Raw genomic sequence first — 16,345 nt, forward strand, 5'->3', positions numbered from 1 at the left:
GGTGGCGCCGACGTCTCGTTCGCGACGCTCGCTGAAGTATTCGTGATCCTCTGCGCAGCCGATCCGGCGCTGGGCCAGATTCCGCAAAACCATATTGGCGTGCTGGCCGCACTGCGCGAGATCGGCACGCCTGCCCAGAAAGCGCGCCTGTATGGCGAGGTTCTGGCGGGGCAGCGTCTTGGCAACGCCGGACCGGAGCGCCGCTCGGCCAGCGCTGCGACGATTCTGCAGAGCACCACACGCCTCACTGCGACGCCCGATGGCCTGCGTCTGAATGGCCAGCGCTTCTATTCCACTGGCGCACTGTTCGCGCACCGCGTGCCTGCTCGCGCGACGGACGACGAAGGCCGCGCCGTGCAGACCTGGGTGCCGCGTGATGCACCAGGACTGAAGGTGATCGACGACTGGAGTTCGTTCGGACAACGAACGACAGCAAGCGGCACGGTGACCTTCAATCAGGTGCCCGTCGATGCGCAGGACGTGCTGCCGATCTGGCAACTCGCGGATCGTCCGGGCCTGTTCGGTCCGACCTCGCAACTGATCCAGGCGGCCATCGACCAGGGCATTGCGCAGGCCGCCGTCGCCGATGCGATCGCCTTCGTGCGCGAGCGGGCCCGGCCGTGGATGGACTCAGGCCTCGAACATGCCACCGACGACCCGTACATCATCGCCGACGTAGGCCGTCTGCAAATCGACTTGCATGCGGCCCACGAAGTACTGCAGGAGGCCGGCTACACGCTCGATGCCATTGCGGCACAAGGGCCGCGGAGCGTGGACGCCGAGGCCAGCGCACGCGCTTCAGTAGCGGTCGCGGAGGCCAAGGTGCTGACGACACGCATCGCACTCGAAGCAAGTGAAAAGCTCTTCGAGCTGGCCGGTTCGGCATCCACGCGTGCGGCGCACAATCTCGACCGCCATTGGCGCAATGCACGTACCCATACGCTGCACGATCCGGTGCGCTGGAAATTGCATCTGCTCGGCAACTATCACCTGAATCATGTGCTCCCTGCACGGCATTCGTGGAACTGAAACATGAGCCTTGACCCTTCTTCCGACACGCTTGAACCGGTGGCGCCGAACGCTTTACCCAGCGAATGGCGCACGCCGCGCACCCCGCATCTGATTGAGGATGATGCAGAGGCGCTGCTCGCGGCGCAACGCCTTGCCGATACGTTCGCACCTGAAGCCGCGTTACGTGATCGGGAACGGCGCTTACCCTGGGCGGAGCTGGATGCATTTGTCGCAAGCGGCCTGTGGGGTATCACGGTGCCACGTGAATTCGGCGGGGCAGCGGTACACAACGCGACACTCGCTGAAGTGATCGCGACGATCTCGGCAGCCGACGGCTCACTCGGTCAGATTCCACAAAATCATTTCTACGCGCTCGAAGTATTGCGCGTGGGCGGCAGCGTCGAACAACAGCACTTCTTCTATGGACGTGTGCTGGCCGGCGAGCGTTTCGGCAATGCGCTGGCTGAAATCGGCCACAAGGATTTCAAACGCCGCACGCGACTCACGCGCGCAGCAGCGGGCTGGCATATCGACGGGAGGAAGTTCTATTGCACCGGCGCGCTTTACGCCCACTGGATTCCCACTTTGGTCGTGAGCGAAGAGGAGGGCCGTGATGTCACGTATCTGGCCTTTGTGCCGCGCGATACGCCGGGCGTGACGGTAACCGACGACTGGGATGGCTTCGGTCAGCGTGTGACCGGCAGCGGGTCGGTGCAGTTCGATCATGTGCGCGTCGAGCCGGAATGGGTGGTGCCGTTCCAGACGTCGTTCGAACGGGCGACGACAATTGGACCGGTCGCACAGATCATGCATGCGGCGATCGATCTGGGCCAGGCACGCGGTGCCTTTGACGCCGCGTTGCAGTTTGTCCGCGAGCGCTCGCGACCGTGGATCGACGCCAGGGTTGAGCGCGCGGCCGACGATCCGCTCACGATCGCCCAGTTCGGCGATCTCGCGGTGCGTTTGCGTGCGGCGCAAGCGTTGCTGCGCCGCGCGGGCCGCTTTGTCGACGCGGCACAGGCAAAGCCTGGCGATCGTTCGGTGGCTGAAGCTTCGGTTGCCGTCGCCGAGGCGCGCGCGTTGACCACGACGGTCTCGCTGGATGCAGGCTCGCGGCTCTTCGAACTGGCCGGTACAGCCGCGACGCTCGACGGTCTCGGCCTTGACCGTTTCTGGCGCAACGCGCGCACGCATACACTGCATGACCCGGTGCGCTGGAAGTATCATGCCGTGGGAAACTTTTACCTCAACGACAAGCTGCCGCCGCGGCATGGAGCTTTGTGATGGCCAAGAAAGAGATCCTGCTCAATGCGTTCAACATGAATTGCGTCGGCCATATCAACCATGGTTTGTGGACGCATCCGCGTGACCGCTCGTCTGACTATCGCCTGTTGCCGTACTGGACGGGGCTCGCGCGCACGCTCGAACGCGGCCTGTTCGATGGACTGTTTCTGGCCGACATCGTGGGGGTGTACGACGTCTATCAACACAATGCAGATGTCACGTTGCGGGAGTCGATCCAGTTGCCGGTGAACGATCCGACGCTGCTGGTTTCCGCCATGGCTGCGGTAACCGAACACCTTGGTTTCGGCGTGACCGTGAATCTCACGTACGAGCAGCCTTATTTACTCGCTCGCCGCTTCTCGACGCTCGATCATCTGACGCAAGGCCGCATTGGCTGGAACATTGTGACCGGCTATCTCGACAGCGCGGCGCGTGCGATGGGCCTCAACGAACAGCTTCCACACGATGAGCGTTACGACCGCGCAGACGAGTATCTCGAGATTCTCTACAAGCTGTGGGAAGGCAGCTGGGAACAGGGCGCGGTGCTGCGCGACAAGCAAGGCCGCGTCTATGCCGATCCGGCGAAGGTTCATCAAGTGAAGCATGTGGGACGTTATTACAACGTCGAGGGTTACCACCTTGCGGAGCCGTCACCGCAACGTACACCCGTGCTGTTTCAGGCAGGCAGCTCGGGGCGTGGACAGCGCTTCGGCGCGCGCCATGCGGAGTGCGTGTTCATTTCGCCGCCGAACCGGACGGTCGGACGCGAGACCGTGCGGACCTTGCGCGAGCAACTGGTGCAGGCTGGCCGGCGGCCGGACGACGTCAAGATATTCGTCGGTGCAGCGGTGGTCGCAGGCACCACGGAACGCGAGGCTCGGGAAAAATACGCGGATTATCTGCGCTATGCGAGCCGCGAAGCAGGGCTCGCGCATTTCGCGGCGAGCACGGGTATCGACTACGCGCAATACGATCTCGACGCGCCTGTCGACTACGCGCCTACCAATGCGATCGAATCGGCCACGCGCACGGCCAGGCAGCATGGCTGGACGCGTCGCAAGCTGCTGGAGATGTTCGAGCTGGGCGGGCGTTATCCGGCGATAGTCGGCAGTGCGGTTCAGGTCGCAGATGAGCTGCAGGCGTGGATCGAGGAAACAGGCGTCGACGGTTTCAATCTGAGCCGCACGGTGGTGCCGGAAAGCTACGAGGATTTTGTCGATCTGATCGTGCCGGAGTTGCAAAATCGCGGCCTGTACAAGACCGCGTACACGGAAGGCACGTTGCGGCACAAGCTGTTTCGCGAAGGGGATCAGCTGCCTGCGCGGCACGCGGCAGCGAGCTTTCGCCGGCAGGCGGCAGAGGTGGTTTGAAACGGACGAGCGGGGTGCCGTCTTTTTCGTCCGGCAAGCCGCTTAAGTCTGAAGTATTCCTCATTCGTTATGCTTAGCGGTTCAAACTGCTGACGCAAGCAATTAAGCCAGGCGCACTTGCTTGTCACTCTTATGCCGAAGCGCTGAACGCCGACATCATTTCGGTGCCATAGCAATTCGAGCATCGTCGTGTCGACCCCGCGCCGCCGGGGTTCTGGGGCGAAACACCTATTTTTCAGAAAGTGTCCTAGCGCACATATCCCCGCTGGGGATTGATGTGGAATCGCCACACCGATCTCCGGATGCAGGCCGACGTTCGCTACGACCTGCAGGACATAGCAAGTCGTGGTTGACTCTCAACACCAGAACGCTGCGGTGTGCCGTGCCTTTCGGAGGTCCAGATGCAGCCGTTCAATCGCCCCCGAAAGCCCCCTCATCACTTCAAAGCCGTTTTTCTTTTTCGGTGCCTGAATCCCGCAGGATTCTCAAAGACCTGTTGTCCGAGAACTGACAAGCCTCCCTGACGGCCAATAAACCAACAGGGAAAACGGGACGCTTTGACCCGGCAATTCCCAATCTGGTAAGCGCACTTCAAGCTCGACATGTCTGAGCGCCGGGTTCGTGGTCTTGAAACAGGTATTAGGCAAATAGTTAGTACTACGACTGGAGATATGGAAAATGAAACGCAATCTCGTGTTCTTTGTATTGGCGTCGCTGTATGGCTGCGGTGGGTCTTCCGATCCGGCTTCTAACCCGAGTGGCACATCGTCGGCTGCGGCTGCGAGTACGCCTGCGGCGACGACTTCCCAGTCGATCACGCTCGACGCGGAAGGCGATTCGACCATGAAGGGCGCCATGCTGGTCAACGGAACCTATATATTTGCTCAGCTTCCAGCCCCCGCCGTCGATCAGGCACAACTGATCGAGGCCTTGGGTACAGAGAATCTTGCGATCGAGAACAACGGCGTGGTGGGCGAGACCGTGGGCGAAGACGTCAGCGGGTGGGCGGGCTTTGCGCCGCTGGCCACCCGCCTGGCAGTCGACCCCTCGAAGATCGTGCTTGAAAACTACGGCATGAACGATTCGCTGGCGATTAGCGTCCAGGCTTTCCACGACAATCTGGTTGCGTGGATCGCAGTGGTGCGGCAAGCGGGAAAAATTCCGGTGCTGGAAGAACCGAATCCATCCAGTCTGAGTTACTACACCCAACTTCCCGCCTTTGCAGCGATGGTCGATCAGGTCGGCTACGAACAGAAGGTGCTGGTCATTCAGCAGTACAACTATGTTCTTTCACTTCCGAACTGGCAAAGCATGCTGACCGATGGAATCCACCCGAACCAGGCACTCTATATTCTCAAGGGGCAGCGTGAGGCGACCTATCTGCAGCCGTTGGTGGCCAATAACCTGTAACCCGGCGAAGCAGAGCAACGAGCGTATGTCTGCTCATTGCGTGCCGGGTTGAGCCGGTTGTTGCGGAGCAGGACCGACTCTGGCCGACTCCCTGACCAGCTGATCCGTCATCGCGGCCCCGACCGGGTCGAGGCGGCGGTGACGCAGGCCATCAAGATCGCCCGGGAGCGGCGGAGGCAAGGCCGGATCGAGCTTGGCCGACTCCCTGACCAACTGGTCCGTCATGGCCGCCGCAACCGGGTTGGAGCCGCTGCGATGAAGGTCGTCGCGGGCATGTTCATCGCGGGGCACCGGGGCCGCCCTGGCATACAAGGGTTGCTTGCTGACCTTCGACTGGGCCGTATAGGCCGGTTGCGGTTGAGGTTGCGATTGAGGTTGCGGTTGTACCGGTGCTTGCGCCTGCACCGGTGCAGGTGCTGTTGCTTGCGGCTGCGCGTCTGGTCGCGGTGCCGGGGTGACGCCTCTCGCTGCCGGAGCGGGTTCGGGCGCGACGTTGGCGACTTGAGGCGCGACGTTCGCGACAACGGATGGCCGCGGAGTCGCGGCGACGCTCGCCGTATTTGCCGCAGACGGCGTAGTGCGAACGCTGCCGGCCGCGATATGTGCATCGTCGAATCGGGAATCGACCCCGACCGGAAGCGCGGGGCGACTTGCTCCGACTTCCGCTTCCGCCGTGGCCGGATCGCGTTCGTGCTTGGGAAATAGCAGGTAGGAGACGAGTCCCAGATCGAGCAGGACCACCGCAATTACCAAGGTCTTGCCTATATTCGTCATATGTAACCGACAGCCCGTCAATTGATGCGATTCCCCAATGATAGTCGACCCCTCGCGATACGCGTCAATAGGCGGCTTGAAACGGTGCAAACCGCGAGCCGTTGCAGGGGCCATCCAGGCCCCCCATTCATGCCTAGATGGACATTCCGCCCGACACTTCGATGCGTTGGGCATTCACCCAGCGATTGTCTTCGGACAGCAACGCCGCGATCATCGGGCCGATGTCATCGGGCAAGCCCGCGCGACCGAGCGCCGTCATATCTGCAACCCGTTTGTTGATCTCGGGATTGTCGCGGACCATGCCGCCGCTGAAATCCGTGGCAACGGCGCCCGGGGCGACGGTATTGACGACGATTCGACGCGGACCGAGCTCCTTCGCGAGATAGCGGGTCAGGACTTCAATCGCGCCTTTCATGGATGCATAAGACGCACTCCCCGGAATGGCAACGCGCGTCAGGCCCGAGGAGACATTCACGATGCGGCCACCGTCGTTGATAAGCGGCAAAAGCTTCTGCGTCAGGAAAAACACGCCCTTGAAATGGACGTTGTAGAGGCTATCCAGTTCTTCCTCGCTGGTCTTGTCGAACGCAGCGTGATGCGAAGTGCCGGCATTATTGACGAGATAATCGAATCGCCCGGCGCCCAATCTGGCAAGCGACTCGCGAACCTGTTCCACGAATGCATCGAAGCTGCTCACTTTGCCGGTATCGAGTGGCAACGCAAGCGCGGTTTGCCCCTCCTTTGCAGCCAGACCGACGACATGTTCGGCCTCTGCCTGGTTCGAGCGATAGGTGAAGATGGAACTGACACCGCGCTTCGCAAGGTGCAGCACGGTATTGCGCCCCAAGCCGCGACTTCCGCCGGTGACAAGGGCAATCTTCGGGGTGATACCTGCTGAATTTCCTGCTGTCATTCCAAGCTCCAGGTGAAAGGTACAGGCAGAAGCTTAGTGCGGCTCAGCGCGCGGCTGAATGCCCGAACTGCCTCACTTCTTGCCTAATCCTGCTGCGAGCGCAACGTCCGGCAGAAGAGGCGGTAACATGCGGCCATGCATGCGTGGAGGGATTCATATGTCAAATGCCCTGGTTGAAGGCGTCAAACGGTATACCGACAAGCAGGCCGGGCAGGAAAGCCCGTTCGTCACCGCTATCGAGGGGGTGACCATTCTCAGATCGGATCGCGCGAAACATCCGTCTCATCTGATCATGAAGCCGGCGCTGTGCGTGGTCGTTCAAGGCGCCAAGTGGACGACCTTCGGCGGCAGGCGGTACGAATACCGCGCAGGGCAGGCGCTCGTCGTGAGCGTGGAGATGCCGGCCTTCAGCCGGGTTGTGAAAGCCAGTTCAGCCGAACCATATCTCGCGGTCGTGATCGAATTCGATCTTGCGGTGATGCGTGACGTGATGGAGTGTCTCGACACGCCGCCCAGGCCAGAAGGTCATCTCGGGCACGGCGTCTTCGTCACCCACTTTGACGGCGCGCTCGCTGATTGCGTATTGCGCATGGTGCGTCTACTCGAGACTCCTCAGGCGATTCCCATGCTCGCGCCAATGATCATGCGAGAAATCTGCTACTGGTTGCTGACGGGGCCTCACGGGAACGAAGTCGCCAAGGTCGTGCTGGCAAACAGCCACGCGCAACGAGTCGTGACGGCGATTCATGCGCTGCGGGACCAGTTCAACGAGACCGTGCGGATCGAACAACTGGCAGCCATCGCGCAAATGAGTTCATCGGCTTTTCACAGGCAGTTCAAGGCGCTGACTTCGATGACGCCCTTGCAATATCAGAAGCAGCTTCGCCTGCTCGAAGCGCGCCATCTGATGGTGGCAGGCGTTGCCAGCGCCGAGGCCGCGGCTTATCAGGTGGGCTATGAGAGCGCATCGCAATTCAGCCGCGAATACTCGCGCATGTTTGGAGCGCCTCCGCGACGTGACATCGCCACGTTGAAGACCGCGCAAATCTAGCGTAAAAACCGGCACGCCGGAAAGCGGGGCGAGTCGCATATCTCACCTATCATGGTTAGGACGCCTCGTGGTCTTATGCTGATCGCGGATAGGTACGAACCATTCCACCTTTTACATACGGGCGCCACAGTGTCGTGACAACACGGCCCATGCGACGATGAGAGCGTGCCACGGGTCTGCATCGCCAATCCGATATGGAGGTGTGTAATGAAGTTTATTGTTCAATGGAACGGCCAACCGTCCACTCAAATGCCGGCGATCGAGCGCTTCATTAAAACCGGTGGCCGTCCGCCCGAAAACGTCACGCTGCTCGGGCGCTGGCATTCGATCGGCGAACTCAGCGGCGTGGCAATCGTCGAGGCAACCGATTCGAGCGGGCTAGCGGCGTGGGTACTTCAATGGGGCGATCTGTTCTCGTTCAAGACCACTCCGGCGATGACCGACGAAGATCTGGGCGCCGCGCTGGCCGCCTTTCAGGCGGAATCGAAGTAAGCGTTGCCAGCCGTGCGCGTCCGGCATGAAACGCCATGTGAGCAGCAGTAGCGCGAGCAGGGCGGGACACCAGCGCAAATCGGCGGCGATCGGTTCGCGATGCGCGAACCGTGCATCCAGCATGGCGCCACTCAAAGAAGCCGCGCTCACGAGGCGCTGATAGTGAAAGCCAATCCGGTCGGCAACGGTGGCGAGGTAGTGCCCGCGCAACTCCGAGAGTTCCTCGTGACTCTCGGCCGGCGGGCCGGAGGCACCCGTCGCAGGAACCTGTATCACGTCCTCCGCCGTCCAGTAGCCAGTCCGGTTGCCGTTGGCATCGGTCTTCGGGATGGGAGCCGGCTGGTCGCCACCCACGCCGATCAGCCAGCCCTTGATCTCACCGGGGTTGATGTCCCGCGCCAGACTGGGCGACGGGAGCAGCGGCGGCGCCTCCTGGCCGTCGGTGATAAAGACGATGGCGGACCTTTGACCCATCTGCTGCGCCACGCGCGTCGCCGAATAGAGGCCACCCTCGGCGATGCGGCTCCAGTTGGTCCAGCGCATCCGCCCATCAATGCTGTCGAGCGATGTCAGCAGCGCATCATAGTTACGGCACACTTCGACAGGCTGCAGCAGGAGCAAAGTCTGCTGACCGGTAAACACGCTCCAGCCGACCCTGGAGCCGCATGGCAATTGCCCGAGCGCCTCGCGCATCGCTGCCCGCGCGAAATCCAGCCGGCTCATGGGCACGCCGTTCAGGCTGACGTCCTGGACATCCATGCTTTGCGTAATGTCGAATGTCGCGATATAGCTGAACGTATTGCGCGACAGCATGACCGGCGGCATGGCGACCGCGGCGATCAGTGCGAGCAGCGCGAGGCACGTGGCCCAGTGACGGTTTGCAAGGAAGCCGCGCGTCAGCCTCGCGATTCTCATGGCAGATTCCTGGGGTCCGGCTCGTGCAGCTTGATGTTGTTCCACGTCGCCATGTCCGGCCGCAGCGGTGCGGACCCCGACTCAGGCGCGAGCCATAGCGCGCGTTCAAGGTTGTAGCGTGCGTCCCAATCATCCGGATCGGCGCGCAGCACAACCCGGTAGCGTTCCTTGGCTTCTTCGATCAAGGCGATCGACCTGACCGCTCCGGAATTGCCGTCGCCGATGCCCTGGCGCAAATACATATTCCCCAGATCGAAAACCGCGGTGCGTCTGAGCGAATCGAGGCGACCCTCGCCGATCAGCTCTTCATAGCGCTTTCCAGCGGCGGCATAGTTGCCGGCTTTGGCAAAGGCCGTCGCACGTGCGAGGCGCACCTGTGGTGCATCGTCAGCGCGCGGGCTGGCACTCGTGTCACCCGTCGCAGCAATCGAGGCAACGGCCAGATTCACGTTTTGCGCGTGCATGAGGCGGCTATAGTCGTACACGCTGAGCGCGGCACAACACAGCGCCACTGTGCCGAAGATGAGGTGAACCGGCACGCGCCTCATCGCCAGCCTCGCACCTGCACGAACCGCAGCACCAGCAGCAAGCCGCAACCCAGCAGCGCGGCGGCAAAACAATACGCGCTGCAGTCCTCGCGCGGCAAGCGTTCGATAAACGACGTCAGCACGCTTTGCTGCCGGTTGATTTCGGCCATGGCCGCCGCCATCGCATGGGCATCTCCCGCCTGGAAAAGCCGATAGGGTGTTTTCAGCGTCAGAAAGTAGCGGTGCAGTTCGGCTTCGGGCGAAGACTCGCTCGCGGGCACGAGGGTGTTCAGGTCGGGACTGTAGACACTGCTGCGCAAATAGATGAAGTACAGCGCGATGTGGTCGCGCGTCAGACCCTCTTCGATGAGCTGGCGAGCCTGGGCGTCAAGCTTCGCACCGCCGTCGGAGACGAGCACGATCGCGCGGCGTCCCGAGCCGTGCCGCGCATCGAACTGGCTGATTGCCGCGAGCAGGCCGCGGTCGAGTTGCGTGTCGGGCATGCCGCGGCCAATTGCCGTGCCGGCAATCGCAGCTTCGATCGCCTCGTGGTCGTAGGTGAAGGGCATGGCCAGCACCGGGCTGATGCCGAACATCATGAACGCGAGCCGGTCGTTGGGCCGCTGCGCGATAAACGCGGTGAGCGACGCGCGCGCCACCTTGTTCTTCGAGTCGCCCGTAGCCGCCGTCTCGACGCCTTTGCTGCTCATGAGTTCGTCCATGCTGGCGCTGCGATCCATCAGAATCAGTATTTCGGCGGCGCTGCCCGTGCGCAGCACCTGCCGATGCGAGCGCCCCGGACCGGCCAGACCGATCACGATGCCCAGCAGCGCCAGCACGGCACTGGCGCGCCCGAGCAAGCCGATCCACCGACCCGCGCGATCGAGCGGCAGCCAGGCGACGCTGGAGAAGGTCAGCGTGTCGCTGCGTCGCGACAATAGCGGCAGCGCGGCCAGCGGCATCAACGCCAGCATCCAGGGATAGGCGAAATCGAAGGCCATGGTCATCGCTGATGGCGCTTTTCAGCGCGATAGAGCGCACGGCACAACGCGTGCAACGGATAGCTGCGGTCGCCGCCTGCAGCAGGCGTGAAGAAACGTTCGGACGAGTGTTGGTAGAAGTGCTCGAGCTGGGTACCAAACGGCTGCAGATAGGGCGCGCGGGCGAACAGACTTGCGAGCGAACCCGGCTGAACGACATGGCCCGCTGTTTCATTCAACGCGCGGTGCACACAAAACCAGGCTTGCGGCGAGCTATCCGCGTGCGCCGCGTCAAGCCTCTGGATCTGGCGCCAGGCACGGGCAAACGGCAACCGGGCGGACTCGCGACGGGTGCGCCACAGCCACCAGCCCAACCACGCCAGCAACGTCACGATCAACAGGCCCAGCGCGAAACCGAGTTGTCTTCGTAGTGGAGCAGTCGGCAGCATCGGGGCCAGGCGGTCCGGCCGCAACGGTTTCAGGTCGCCCTCGCCGAAAGCACTGGCGGCAGTCAGCGGACCGACGCTGGCGGCCCATTCCGCGACCTGCAGCGTTGCACCGGATGCCGACGTCAAGCTCAACGCGGGCAACGCAATCTTCGTGAGCGTTTGCGCGCCATTGACGATCTGGTAGTCGATGACCATCCAGCGGCGGCCCTCGCTATCGGTTTCGAAACGGGCAGGGCGGCGTTCGAGCCAGATGTCGATGCGGCCCACGGAAGGCGGCGCCACCGATCCCACATCGTGACCGCCGGATTGCAGGAGAACCCGTTGTGTGAGGACATCGCCCACTGTGTGGCCGAAGGCCCGCGGCTGCTCGACCGTGGCCAGGGTGGCGGGCGATGATGCTGGCTCTGCGGCGTCGCCGGACGACGGCATCATCCATACACCAGCAACCGTTGCTGCCATGAATACGCGGCAAAGCGATCGGCGCGTCCAGCCAGCCGCACGAGTCGGCGATTTCATACCATCGCCTCCAGGAAGTAGCGTGACAATGCCTCTGGATCAAACGCGCCTTGCATGTAGAACGGCTGGATGCCGCGCTTGCCGAACAGGCTTGCGATGGCCGCGCGGCGTTGCGCGACCGCGCCACGCCAGCGTTCGCGCATACCGCGGGTCAGCCAGAGCGTGCGCCGTTCGCCGGACTCGGCGTCATTGACCGCGAGCAGACCGCCGTCACTGGGTGGTTCGATTTCGGCGGCATCCCAGACGACCATCGGCACCACGCATGCGTGGACCAGCATGTCCAACACGGCCGGCAATTCCGCGAGCGGCCAGTGAAAGTCGGAAACGAGGAAGATGAGCGCCTGCCGGCCGGCCAGTTTCGACGCCGACCGATGCAGCCCGGCGATCCCCGCGCTAGCGCCGTCACGCGCTTCGCGGTTTGTGCACTCGCGCAGCCTGGTCGCCAGCACATTGCCGACGCCGCGGCCATAGCGTGCCGGCGCGAACAGATCGTCGCGCTCGGCCGCATCGAAAGCCAGCATGCCCACCTGATCGCCGAGCCGGAACGCGCTGTAGCCCAACGCTTCGACAAAATCCGCGGCCACTTGCAACTTGGTTTTGTGCGTGCCGAAGTACATCGACGCCGACACGTCGACGATCACCTGTACCGGCACTGCAACCCGTTGCAGATGAACCCGGACCAGCCATTCGGAACGTGGCGAGCGCAGGCTGGCATTCAGATCCAGCCGGCGCGGATCGGGATGATCGAAGAGCCGCCCATGCATCGCGAATTCCTGACCGGCGCCGAAGGTGGCGCCAGGATGCGAGCCAGGCCGAAAGCCTCCGGCGCGCATCGGCAAGCGGTAGTGAAATTCAGTGGGCCCGTCCATGGATCAGGGTACGGCGATGGTGGCGATGATCTGCGCAATCAGCGCCTCAGCCAGTTCGTGGCGGCGCAGTTCGTAGATCGGCGTGAAGAACACGCGATGGCCGAGTGCAGGCAGCAGCACTTCGTGGATGTCCTCCGGAAGCAGATGCGAGCGGCCCGCAAACCACGCGACCACGCGCGCGGCCCGCATGAGCGCGCTCATGCCGCGTGGGCTCGCGCCCGCGAGCACGAGCCGCTGCATGTCGACACCATCGAGTTCGATGCCGAAACGCTGCGGTGTTTCGGTTGCCTGCCAGATGTCCAGCACGTAGCGCTCCATCGTCTCGCTCGCGTGTACCTCTTCCTGAATGGCCGCGCCGATCGTGTTCAACTGTTGCCACGGCAAGATGGAGGGGGTAAGCCGCGTCAGCAGCAGATCAACGTCGTGAAATGCGGTGTCGAAGACCAGTGCGCGACGGATCGCCGGATCGGCGGGCGTGGGCATGTTCAACTCGAACAGGAAACGATCGCGTGCGGCCGAAGCAAGCTCGAAGGTTTCCTCCTTCTCGACCTTGTTGCGATCGGCGAACACCGTCATATGCGGGAAGCGGTATTCGCGGTCGAAGGCCCAGACGGACCGCTCGGCCATCGCGCGCAGCAACAACGACTGCACCTGGGGACGGGCGCGGTTGATCTCGTTGAAGAAGAAGGTCGTCAGGCTCTCGCCGCGGCGCAGCAACGGGCCGGGATCGATGCGCGGCTTGCCGTCGGTGTCGACATACGTGTGATAGATCAGGTCGCCCGGCATCAGATCAATGGTGCCTTCCACCCGTTCGAAGTCGCCGCCGACCACGCGCGCAAAGGCGCGCAGCACGGTTGTCTTGCCGACGCCCACGCCGCCTTCGAGCAGCACGTGACCGCGCGCGAACAATGCGACGTTGATCAGGCGAAGGGTTTGCTGCTGGCCGACTACGACCTTGGCGACTTCGTCCTCCAGTTGCAACGCACGAGTCCGCCAATCCTGAAGCTCTTCGCCAGCACTCATCGATTCGATCCTCTATTGGCTGCTTATCGGAGGAGATTTATGGTTCACGTGCCGGGGTGGTGGGCACGCCACCGGTCATCGAAGCATGTTTTATGCCGACGTGGAGAGTTGCAATCAGGCGGCCATTGCAGCCGCGCAGGTGGCACCCTGTCACCACATTCGAGTACAGAGTGTCACGCGCGTGAAGGGGTTGGGATGGTAGGTATGGCGCGGATCCGGCCACAACGGTCATTCACATAAGGATGCCTAACGGATCGCAAACGCCGGCTGCGTGGATATCAAACTATCGCCCGCGCACTAGCTGCGCCCGCTGCGCCCCCATACGTAGCGCACCCAACGCTGCCAGCGGCTCTGGGGCGGCGTGAGCGGCCGATGTCTCGCCTGCTCGTCGCGGTCGCGTTCGACGCTCTTTTGCACCTGCTCGTGAATCTGCCGCAGCGTCATGCCGCCGGGACCTTTCAGTTTGTCGGGGTCGGTGTCGTCTTTCATGGCAATGGCCTCGTTCGCGATGCTCCAAGCGGATCTTGACCCCTACGGGTAGGCGCGGCAAGCGTCCGCAAGCACGTTGCCCGCCAACGCGCGTCGACTATATAAGCGCAGGACTGGCACAATCGGGGTCTTCGAGCCGCTTGGAAACCCCCATGCCAGATGCAGCACCGCCTTCCCGGCGTATCGGTCCCCTGTTTGCGCTGTTTCCCTTCCTGCGCCCGTACGCGGGGCGCTGGGCGCTCGCATTCCTCGCGCTGGTGAGTTCGGCGGGTGCCACGCTGGCGTTGCCGGTCGCGTTCAAATACCTGATCGACCGGGGTTTTGCCAGCGGCGAGCGGGCGCATATCGACCGCTATTTTCTCGCGCTATTCGCCGTTTCGCTGATCCTCGCCGGCGCCACCGCGTTGCGCTTCTATCTGGTGTCGTGGCTGGGCGAGCGGGTCACGGCCGATTTGCGCAAGGCGGTCTATGACCATGTGCTGGAGATGAGTCCGCAGTTCTTCGAGACCACGCAAACGGGTGAAGTGCTCTCCCGGCTCACCACGGATACCACGTTGATCCAGACCGTGGTGGGCACCAGCCTGTCGCTGGGATTGCGCAATTTCTTCCTGCTCGTCGGTGGTGTGACGATGCTGGCAGTGACGAGTCCGGTGCTGTCGGGCTACATCATCGCGACGCTGGTCGTGGTGGTCGCGCCTATCGTTATCTTCGGGCGGCGCGTGCGGCGCCTCTCACGCGCCAGTCAGGACAAGGTGGCCAATGCAAGCGCGGTGGCCGGCGAGGTGCTCAATGCCATGCCGACCGTACAGTCCTTCACCCAGGAGCCGTTCGAGGCACGGCGTTTTGCCGGCGCGGTGGAAGCGGCCTTTGACACGGCGCTCACGCGTATTCGGGCGCGTGCGTGGTTGACGGCCGTGGTCATCGTGCTGGTATTCGCCGCCATTGTCTTCGTGCTGTGGCTCGGGGCGCAGGCCGTGCTGGCCGGGCGCATGACGGCCGGCCAGTTGTCCCAGTTCATCCTGTATGCGGTATTTACCGCCGGTGCGGTGGGCGCGGTCGCCGAGGTCTGGGGCGATCTGCAGCGCGCAGCCGGCGCCACCGAGCGTCTGCTGCAATTGCTGATGGCGCGCTCGCCGGTGGTTGAGGCGCAGACGACCGTGCCGCTGCCGACCCGGGGCGACGGTATCCGCTTCGACGATGTCAGCTTTTCGTATCCGTCCCGCCCCGGCATCGCGGCGCTCTCGGGGCTTTCGCTGACCGTCCGCGCGGGCGAACACGTGGCGCTGGTGGGTCCGTCCGGCGCCGGCAAGACCACGCTATTCCAGCTGCTGCTGCGTTTTTACGACCCGCAGACGGGCCAGATCCTGATTAACGGCGTGCCGACCGGGCAGGTGCCGCTCGTCGAATTGCGCCGGGAAATTGGCGTGGTGTTGCAGGAATCGATGATCTTTTCGGGCAGCGTGCTCGACAACATTCGCTACGGTGCGCCCGATGCCACCCTCGCGCAGGTCCAGCATGCCGCCGAAATGGCCGCTGCGGCTGGCTTTATCGACGAACTGCCACAAGGCTATGATACGTTCCTTGGCGAGCGCGGCGTGCGGCTGTCCGGCGGACAGCGTCAGCGTATCGCGATTGCCCGTGCGATCCTGAAGAACCCGCCCATCCTGCTGCTCGACGAGGCCACCAGCGCTCTCGACGCCGCCAGCGAGCGGCTGGTACAAAAGGCGCTGGACAATGCCGCGCAAAACCGCACGACGCTGGTGATCGCTCATCGTCTCGCAACGGTGCAGCAAGCCGACCGGATTGTCGTGCTGGAGCATGGGCGCATCGTCGCGCAGGGGCGCCACACCGAGCTCCTGCAGAGTTCACCGCTGTATGCCCAGCTGGCCGCCCTGCAGTTCGGCGAGCCGCTCGGGCAGACGGCATAGGCAGGCGCTGCGCGATCACGCCGATCCGGCGTAAAGAAGACACGACGCTATGGTCATTTTCCTTTCACCGGCAGGGTTGCTGGACAAAGTGACGTAGTGAAGAACTCTGGTTTTTGCCTGGTTAGATTGATTTTTTGAGGCGTTTTATGTCCATGGATGCAGACCCAATCACGGATGAACTGGTCGCTGGAATCGCAGACCGTCTGGCCGCGGAAGGCCGGAACGTGTCGCCAGTCGCGATCTGGTCAGAGGTTCGTAGCGGCTCGATCGTGGCCGTCGCGGCGGCCTTGCAGCGCTGGCGCGAGGCGCGACAGCCGCAAACGCCCGAAGTGCCGATCCAGACC

The 16,345-nt window shown here is 62.9% G+C and carries 17 protein-coding genes; 8 read left to right on the plus strand and 9 right to left on the minus strand.

All coding sequences use genetic code 11. The features are described 5' to 3' along the window. The 4 genes from VGH41_RS15525 to VGH41_RS15540 form a co-directional block, all read left to right on the plus strand. Positions 1-1,029, plus strand: a 1,029-nt coding sequence (locus tag VGH41_RS15525) for an SfnB family sulfur acquisition oxidoreductase (RefSeq protein WP_331598357.1), incomplete at its 5' end; no start/stop codon positions are given. Between the two features lie 3 nt (positions 1,030-1,032). Further along, positions 1,033-2,295, plus strand: a complete 1,263-nt coding sequence (locus VGH41_RS15530) for an SfnB family sulfur acquisition oxidoreductase (RefSeq protein WP_331598358.1) — start codon at positions 1,033-1,035, stop codon at positions 2,293-2,295. Continuing rightward, positions 2,295-3,665 carry an LLM class flavin-dependent oxidoreductase gene (locus tag VGH41_RS15535; protein WP_331598359.1) on the plus strand — a complete coding sequence of 457 codons (1,371 nt, stop codon included), beginning with the start codon at positions 2,295-2,297 and terminating at the stop codon, positions 3,663-3,665. Before VGH41_RS15530 ends, VGH41_RS15535 begins: the two co-directional genes overlap by 1 nt. 678 nt (positions 3,666-4,343) lie before the next feature. Beyond that, positions 4,344-5,075, plus strand: a complete 732-nt coding sequence (locus VGH41_RS15540; protein ID WP_331598360.1) for an SGNH/GDSL hydrolase family protein — start codon at positions 4,344-4,346, stop codon at positions 5,073-5,075. Between the two features lie 33 nt (positions 5,076-5,108). Here the strand turns inward: VGH41_RS15540 and VGH41_RS15545 are convergent, their stop codons facing one another. Further along, positions 5,109-5,963 carry a hypothetical protein gene (locus VGH41_RS15545; RefSeq protein WP_331598361.1) on the minus strand — a complete coding sequence of 285 codons (855 nt, stop codon included), beginning with the start codon at positions 5,961-5,963 and terminating at the stop codon, positions 5,109-5,111. A 19-nt stretch (positions 5,964-5,982) separates the two neighbouring features. After that, positions 5,983-6,762, minus strand: a complete 780-nt coding sequence (locus tag VGH41_RS15550) for an SDR family NAD(P)-dependent oxidoreductase (protein ID WP_331598362.1) — start codon at positions 6,760-6,762, stop codon at positions 5,983-5,985. A 157-nt stretch (positions 6,763-6,919) separates the two neighbouring features. Here VGH41_RS15550 and VGH41_RS15555 point away from each other — a divergent pair, with 157 nt between their 5' ends. Continuing rightward, the gene (locus tag VGH41_RS15555) at positions 6,920-7,813 is read left to right on the plus strand and encodes an AraC family transcriptional regulator (protein ID WP_331598363.1); all 894 of its coding nucleotides are present in this window, start codon (positions 6,920-6,922) and stop codon (positions 7,811-7,813) included. Between the two features lie 207 nt (positions 7,814-8,020). Further along, positions 8,021-8,305, plus strand: coding sequence for a DUF3303 domain-containing protein (locus tag VGH41_RS15560; RefSeq protein ID WP_331598364.1), 285 nt, complete (start codon positions 8,021-8,023; stop codon positions 8,303-8,305). On the opposite strand, the gene VGH41_RS15565 is transcribed toward VGH41_RS15560, so the two are convergent. The 7 genes from VGH41_RS15565 to VGH41_RS15595 all read right to left on the minus strand — a co-directional run bounded on the left by VGH41_RS15565 (position 8,192) and on the right by VGH41_RS15595 (position 14,073). Continuing rightward, positions 8,192-9,220: an MxaL protein gene (locus VGH41_RS15565; protein ID WP_331598365.1), complete on the minus strand. Its 1,029-nt coding sequence runs from the start codon at positions 9,218-9,220 to the stop codon at positions 8,192-8,194. The two genes, VGH41_RS15560 and VGH41_RS15565, sit on opposite strands and share 114 nt — an antisense overlap. Next, a complete protein-coding gene (locus tag VGH41_RS15570; RefSeq protein WP_331598366.1) occupies positions 9,217-9,768 on the minus strand; it encodes a tetratricopeptide repeat protein in 552 nt (183 codons plus the stop codon). Before VGH41_RS15570 ends, VGH41_RS15565 begins: the two co-directional genes overlap by 4 nt. Further along, the gene (locus tag VGH41_RS15575; protein ID WP_331598367.1) at positions 9,765-10,754 is read right to left on the minus strand and encodes a vWA domain-containing protein; all 990 of its coding nucleotides are present in this window, start codon (positions 10,752-10,754) and stop codon (positions 9,765-9,767) included. The genes VGH41_RS15570 and VGH41_RS15575 overlap by 4 nt, the downstream gene beginning before the upstream one ends. Beyond that, positions 10,751-11,692 (minus strand): calcium incorporation protein MxaA, encoded by a 942-nt coding sequence (locus tag VGH41_RS15580; protein ID WP_414696664.1) that lies wholly within the window; start codon positions 11,690-11,692, stop codon positions 10,751-10,753. Before VGH41_RS15580 ends, VGH41_RS15575 begins: the two co-directional genes overlap by 4 nt. Then, positions 11,689-12,561 carry a DUF58 domain-containing protein gene (locus tag VGH41_RS15585; RefSeq protein WP_331598368.1) on the minus strand — a complete coding sequence of 291 codons (873 nt, stop codon included), beginning with the start codon at positions 12,559-12,561 and terminating at the stop codon, positions 11,689-11,691. The genes VGH41_RS15580 and VGH41_RS15585 overlap by 4 nt, the downstream gene beginning before the upstream one ends. A 3-nt stretch (positions 12,562-12,564) precedes the next feature. Next, positions 12,565-13,584, minus strand: coding sequence for a MoxR family ATPase (locus VGH41_RS15590; RefSeq protein ID WP_331598369.1), 1,020 nt, complete (start codon positions 13,582-13,584; stop codon positions 12,565-12,567). A gap of 297 nt (positions 13,585-13,881) precedes the next feature. Further along, positions 13,882-14,073, minus strand: coding sequence for a hypothetical protein (locus VGH41_RS15595; protein ID WP_331598370.1), 192 nt, complete (start codon positions 14,071-14,073; stop codon positions 13,882-13,884). A 152-nt stretch (positions 14,074-14,225) separates the two neighbouring features. Between VGH41_RS15595 and VGH41_RS15600 the strand changes: the two genes are divergently transcribed. Both VGH41_RS15600 and VGH41_RS15605 read left to right on the plus strand, forming a co-directional pair. Next, entirely contained in the window at positions 14,226-16,001 is a 1,776-nt protein-coding gene (locus VGH41_RS15600) for an ABC transporter transmembrane domain-containing protein (RefSeq protein ID WP_331598371.1), read from the plus strand. Between the two features lie 146 nt (positions 16,002-16,147). Beyond that, positions 16,148-16,345: DNA-binding protein (locus tag VGH41_RS15605; protein WP_331598372.1), on the plus strand; the 198-nt coding region annotated here is incomplete at its 3' end.

Origin of the sequence: Paraburkholderia sp. (genome assembly GCF_036488795.1) — a bacterium.
GTDB lineage: Bacteria > Pseudomonadota > Gammaproteobacteria > Burkholderiales > Burkholderiaceae > Paraburkholderia.

Coding starts and splice junctions, on each gene's coding strand:
- VGH41_RS15555 (WP_331598363.1), top strand. CDS start 6,920: ATGTCAAATGCCCTGGTTGAAGGCGTCAAACGGTATACCGACAAGCAG.
- VGH41_RS15535 (WP_331598359.1), top strand. CDS start 2,295: ATGGCCAAGAAAGAGATCCTGCTCAATGCGTTCAACATGAATTGCGTC.
- VGH41_RS15565 (WP_331598365.1), bottom strand. CDS start 9,220: ATGAGAATCGCGAGGCTGACGCGCGGCTTCCTTGCAAACCGTCACTGG.
- VGH41_RS15600 (WP_331598371.1), top strand. CDS start 14,226: ATGCCAGATGCAGCACCGCCTTCCCGGCGTATCGGTCCCCTGTTTGCG.
- VGH41_RS15550 (WP_331598362.1), bottom strand. CDS start 6,762: ATGACAGCAGGAAATTCAGCAGGTATCACCCCGAAGATTGCCCTTGTC.
- VGH41_RS15530 (WP_331598358.1), top strand. CDS start 1,033: ATGAGCCTTGACCCTTCTTCCGACACGCTTGAACCGGTGGCGCCGAAC.
- VGH41_RS15590 (WP_331598369.1), bottom strand. CDS start 13,584: ATGAGTGCTGGCGAAGAGCTTCAGGATTGGCGGACTCGTGCGTTGCAA.
- VGH41_RS15540 (WP_331598360.1), top strand. CDS start 4,344: ATGAAACGCAATCTCGTGTTCTTTGTATTGGCGTCGCTGTATGGCTGC.
- VGH41_RS15545 (WP_331598361.1), bottom strand. CDS start 5,963: ATGGCCCCTGCAACGGCTCGCGGTTTGCACCGTTTCAAGCCGCCTATT.
- VGH41_RS15585 (WP_331598368.1), bottom strand. CDS start 12,561: ATGGACGGGCCCACTGAATTTCACTACCGCTTGCCGATGCGCGCCGGA.
- VGH41_RS15580 (WP_414696664.1), bottom strand. CDS start 11,692: ATGAAATCGCCGACTCGTGCGGCTGGCTGGACGCGCCGATCGCTTTGC.
- VGH41_RS15570 (WP_331598366.1), bottom strand. CDS start 9,768: ATGAGGCGCGTGCCGGTTCACCTCATCTTCGGCACAGTGGCGCTGTGT.
- VGH41_RS15575 (WP_331598367.1), bottom strand. CDS start 10,754: ATGACCATGGCCTTCGATTTCGCCTATCCCTGGATGCTGGCGTTGATG.
- VGH41_RS15560 (WP_331598364.1), top strand. CDS start 8,021: ATGAAGTTTATTGTTCAATGGAACGGCCAACCGTCCACTCAAATGCCG.
- VGH41_RS15595 (WP_331598370.1), bottom strand. CDS start 14,073: ATGAAAGACGACACCGACCCCGACAAACTGAAAGGTCCCGGCGGCATG.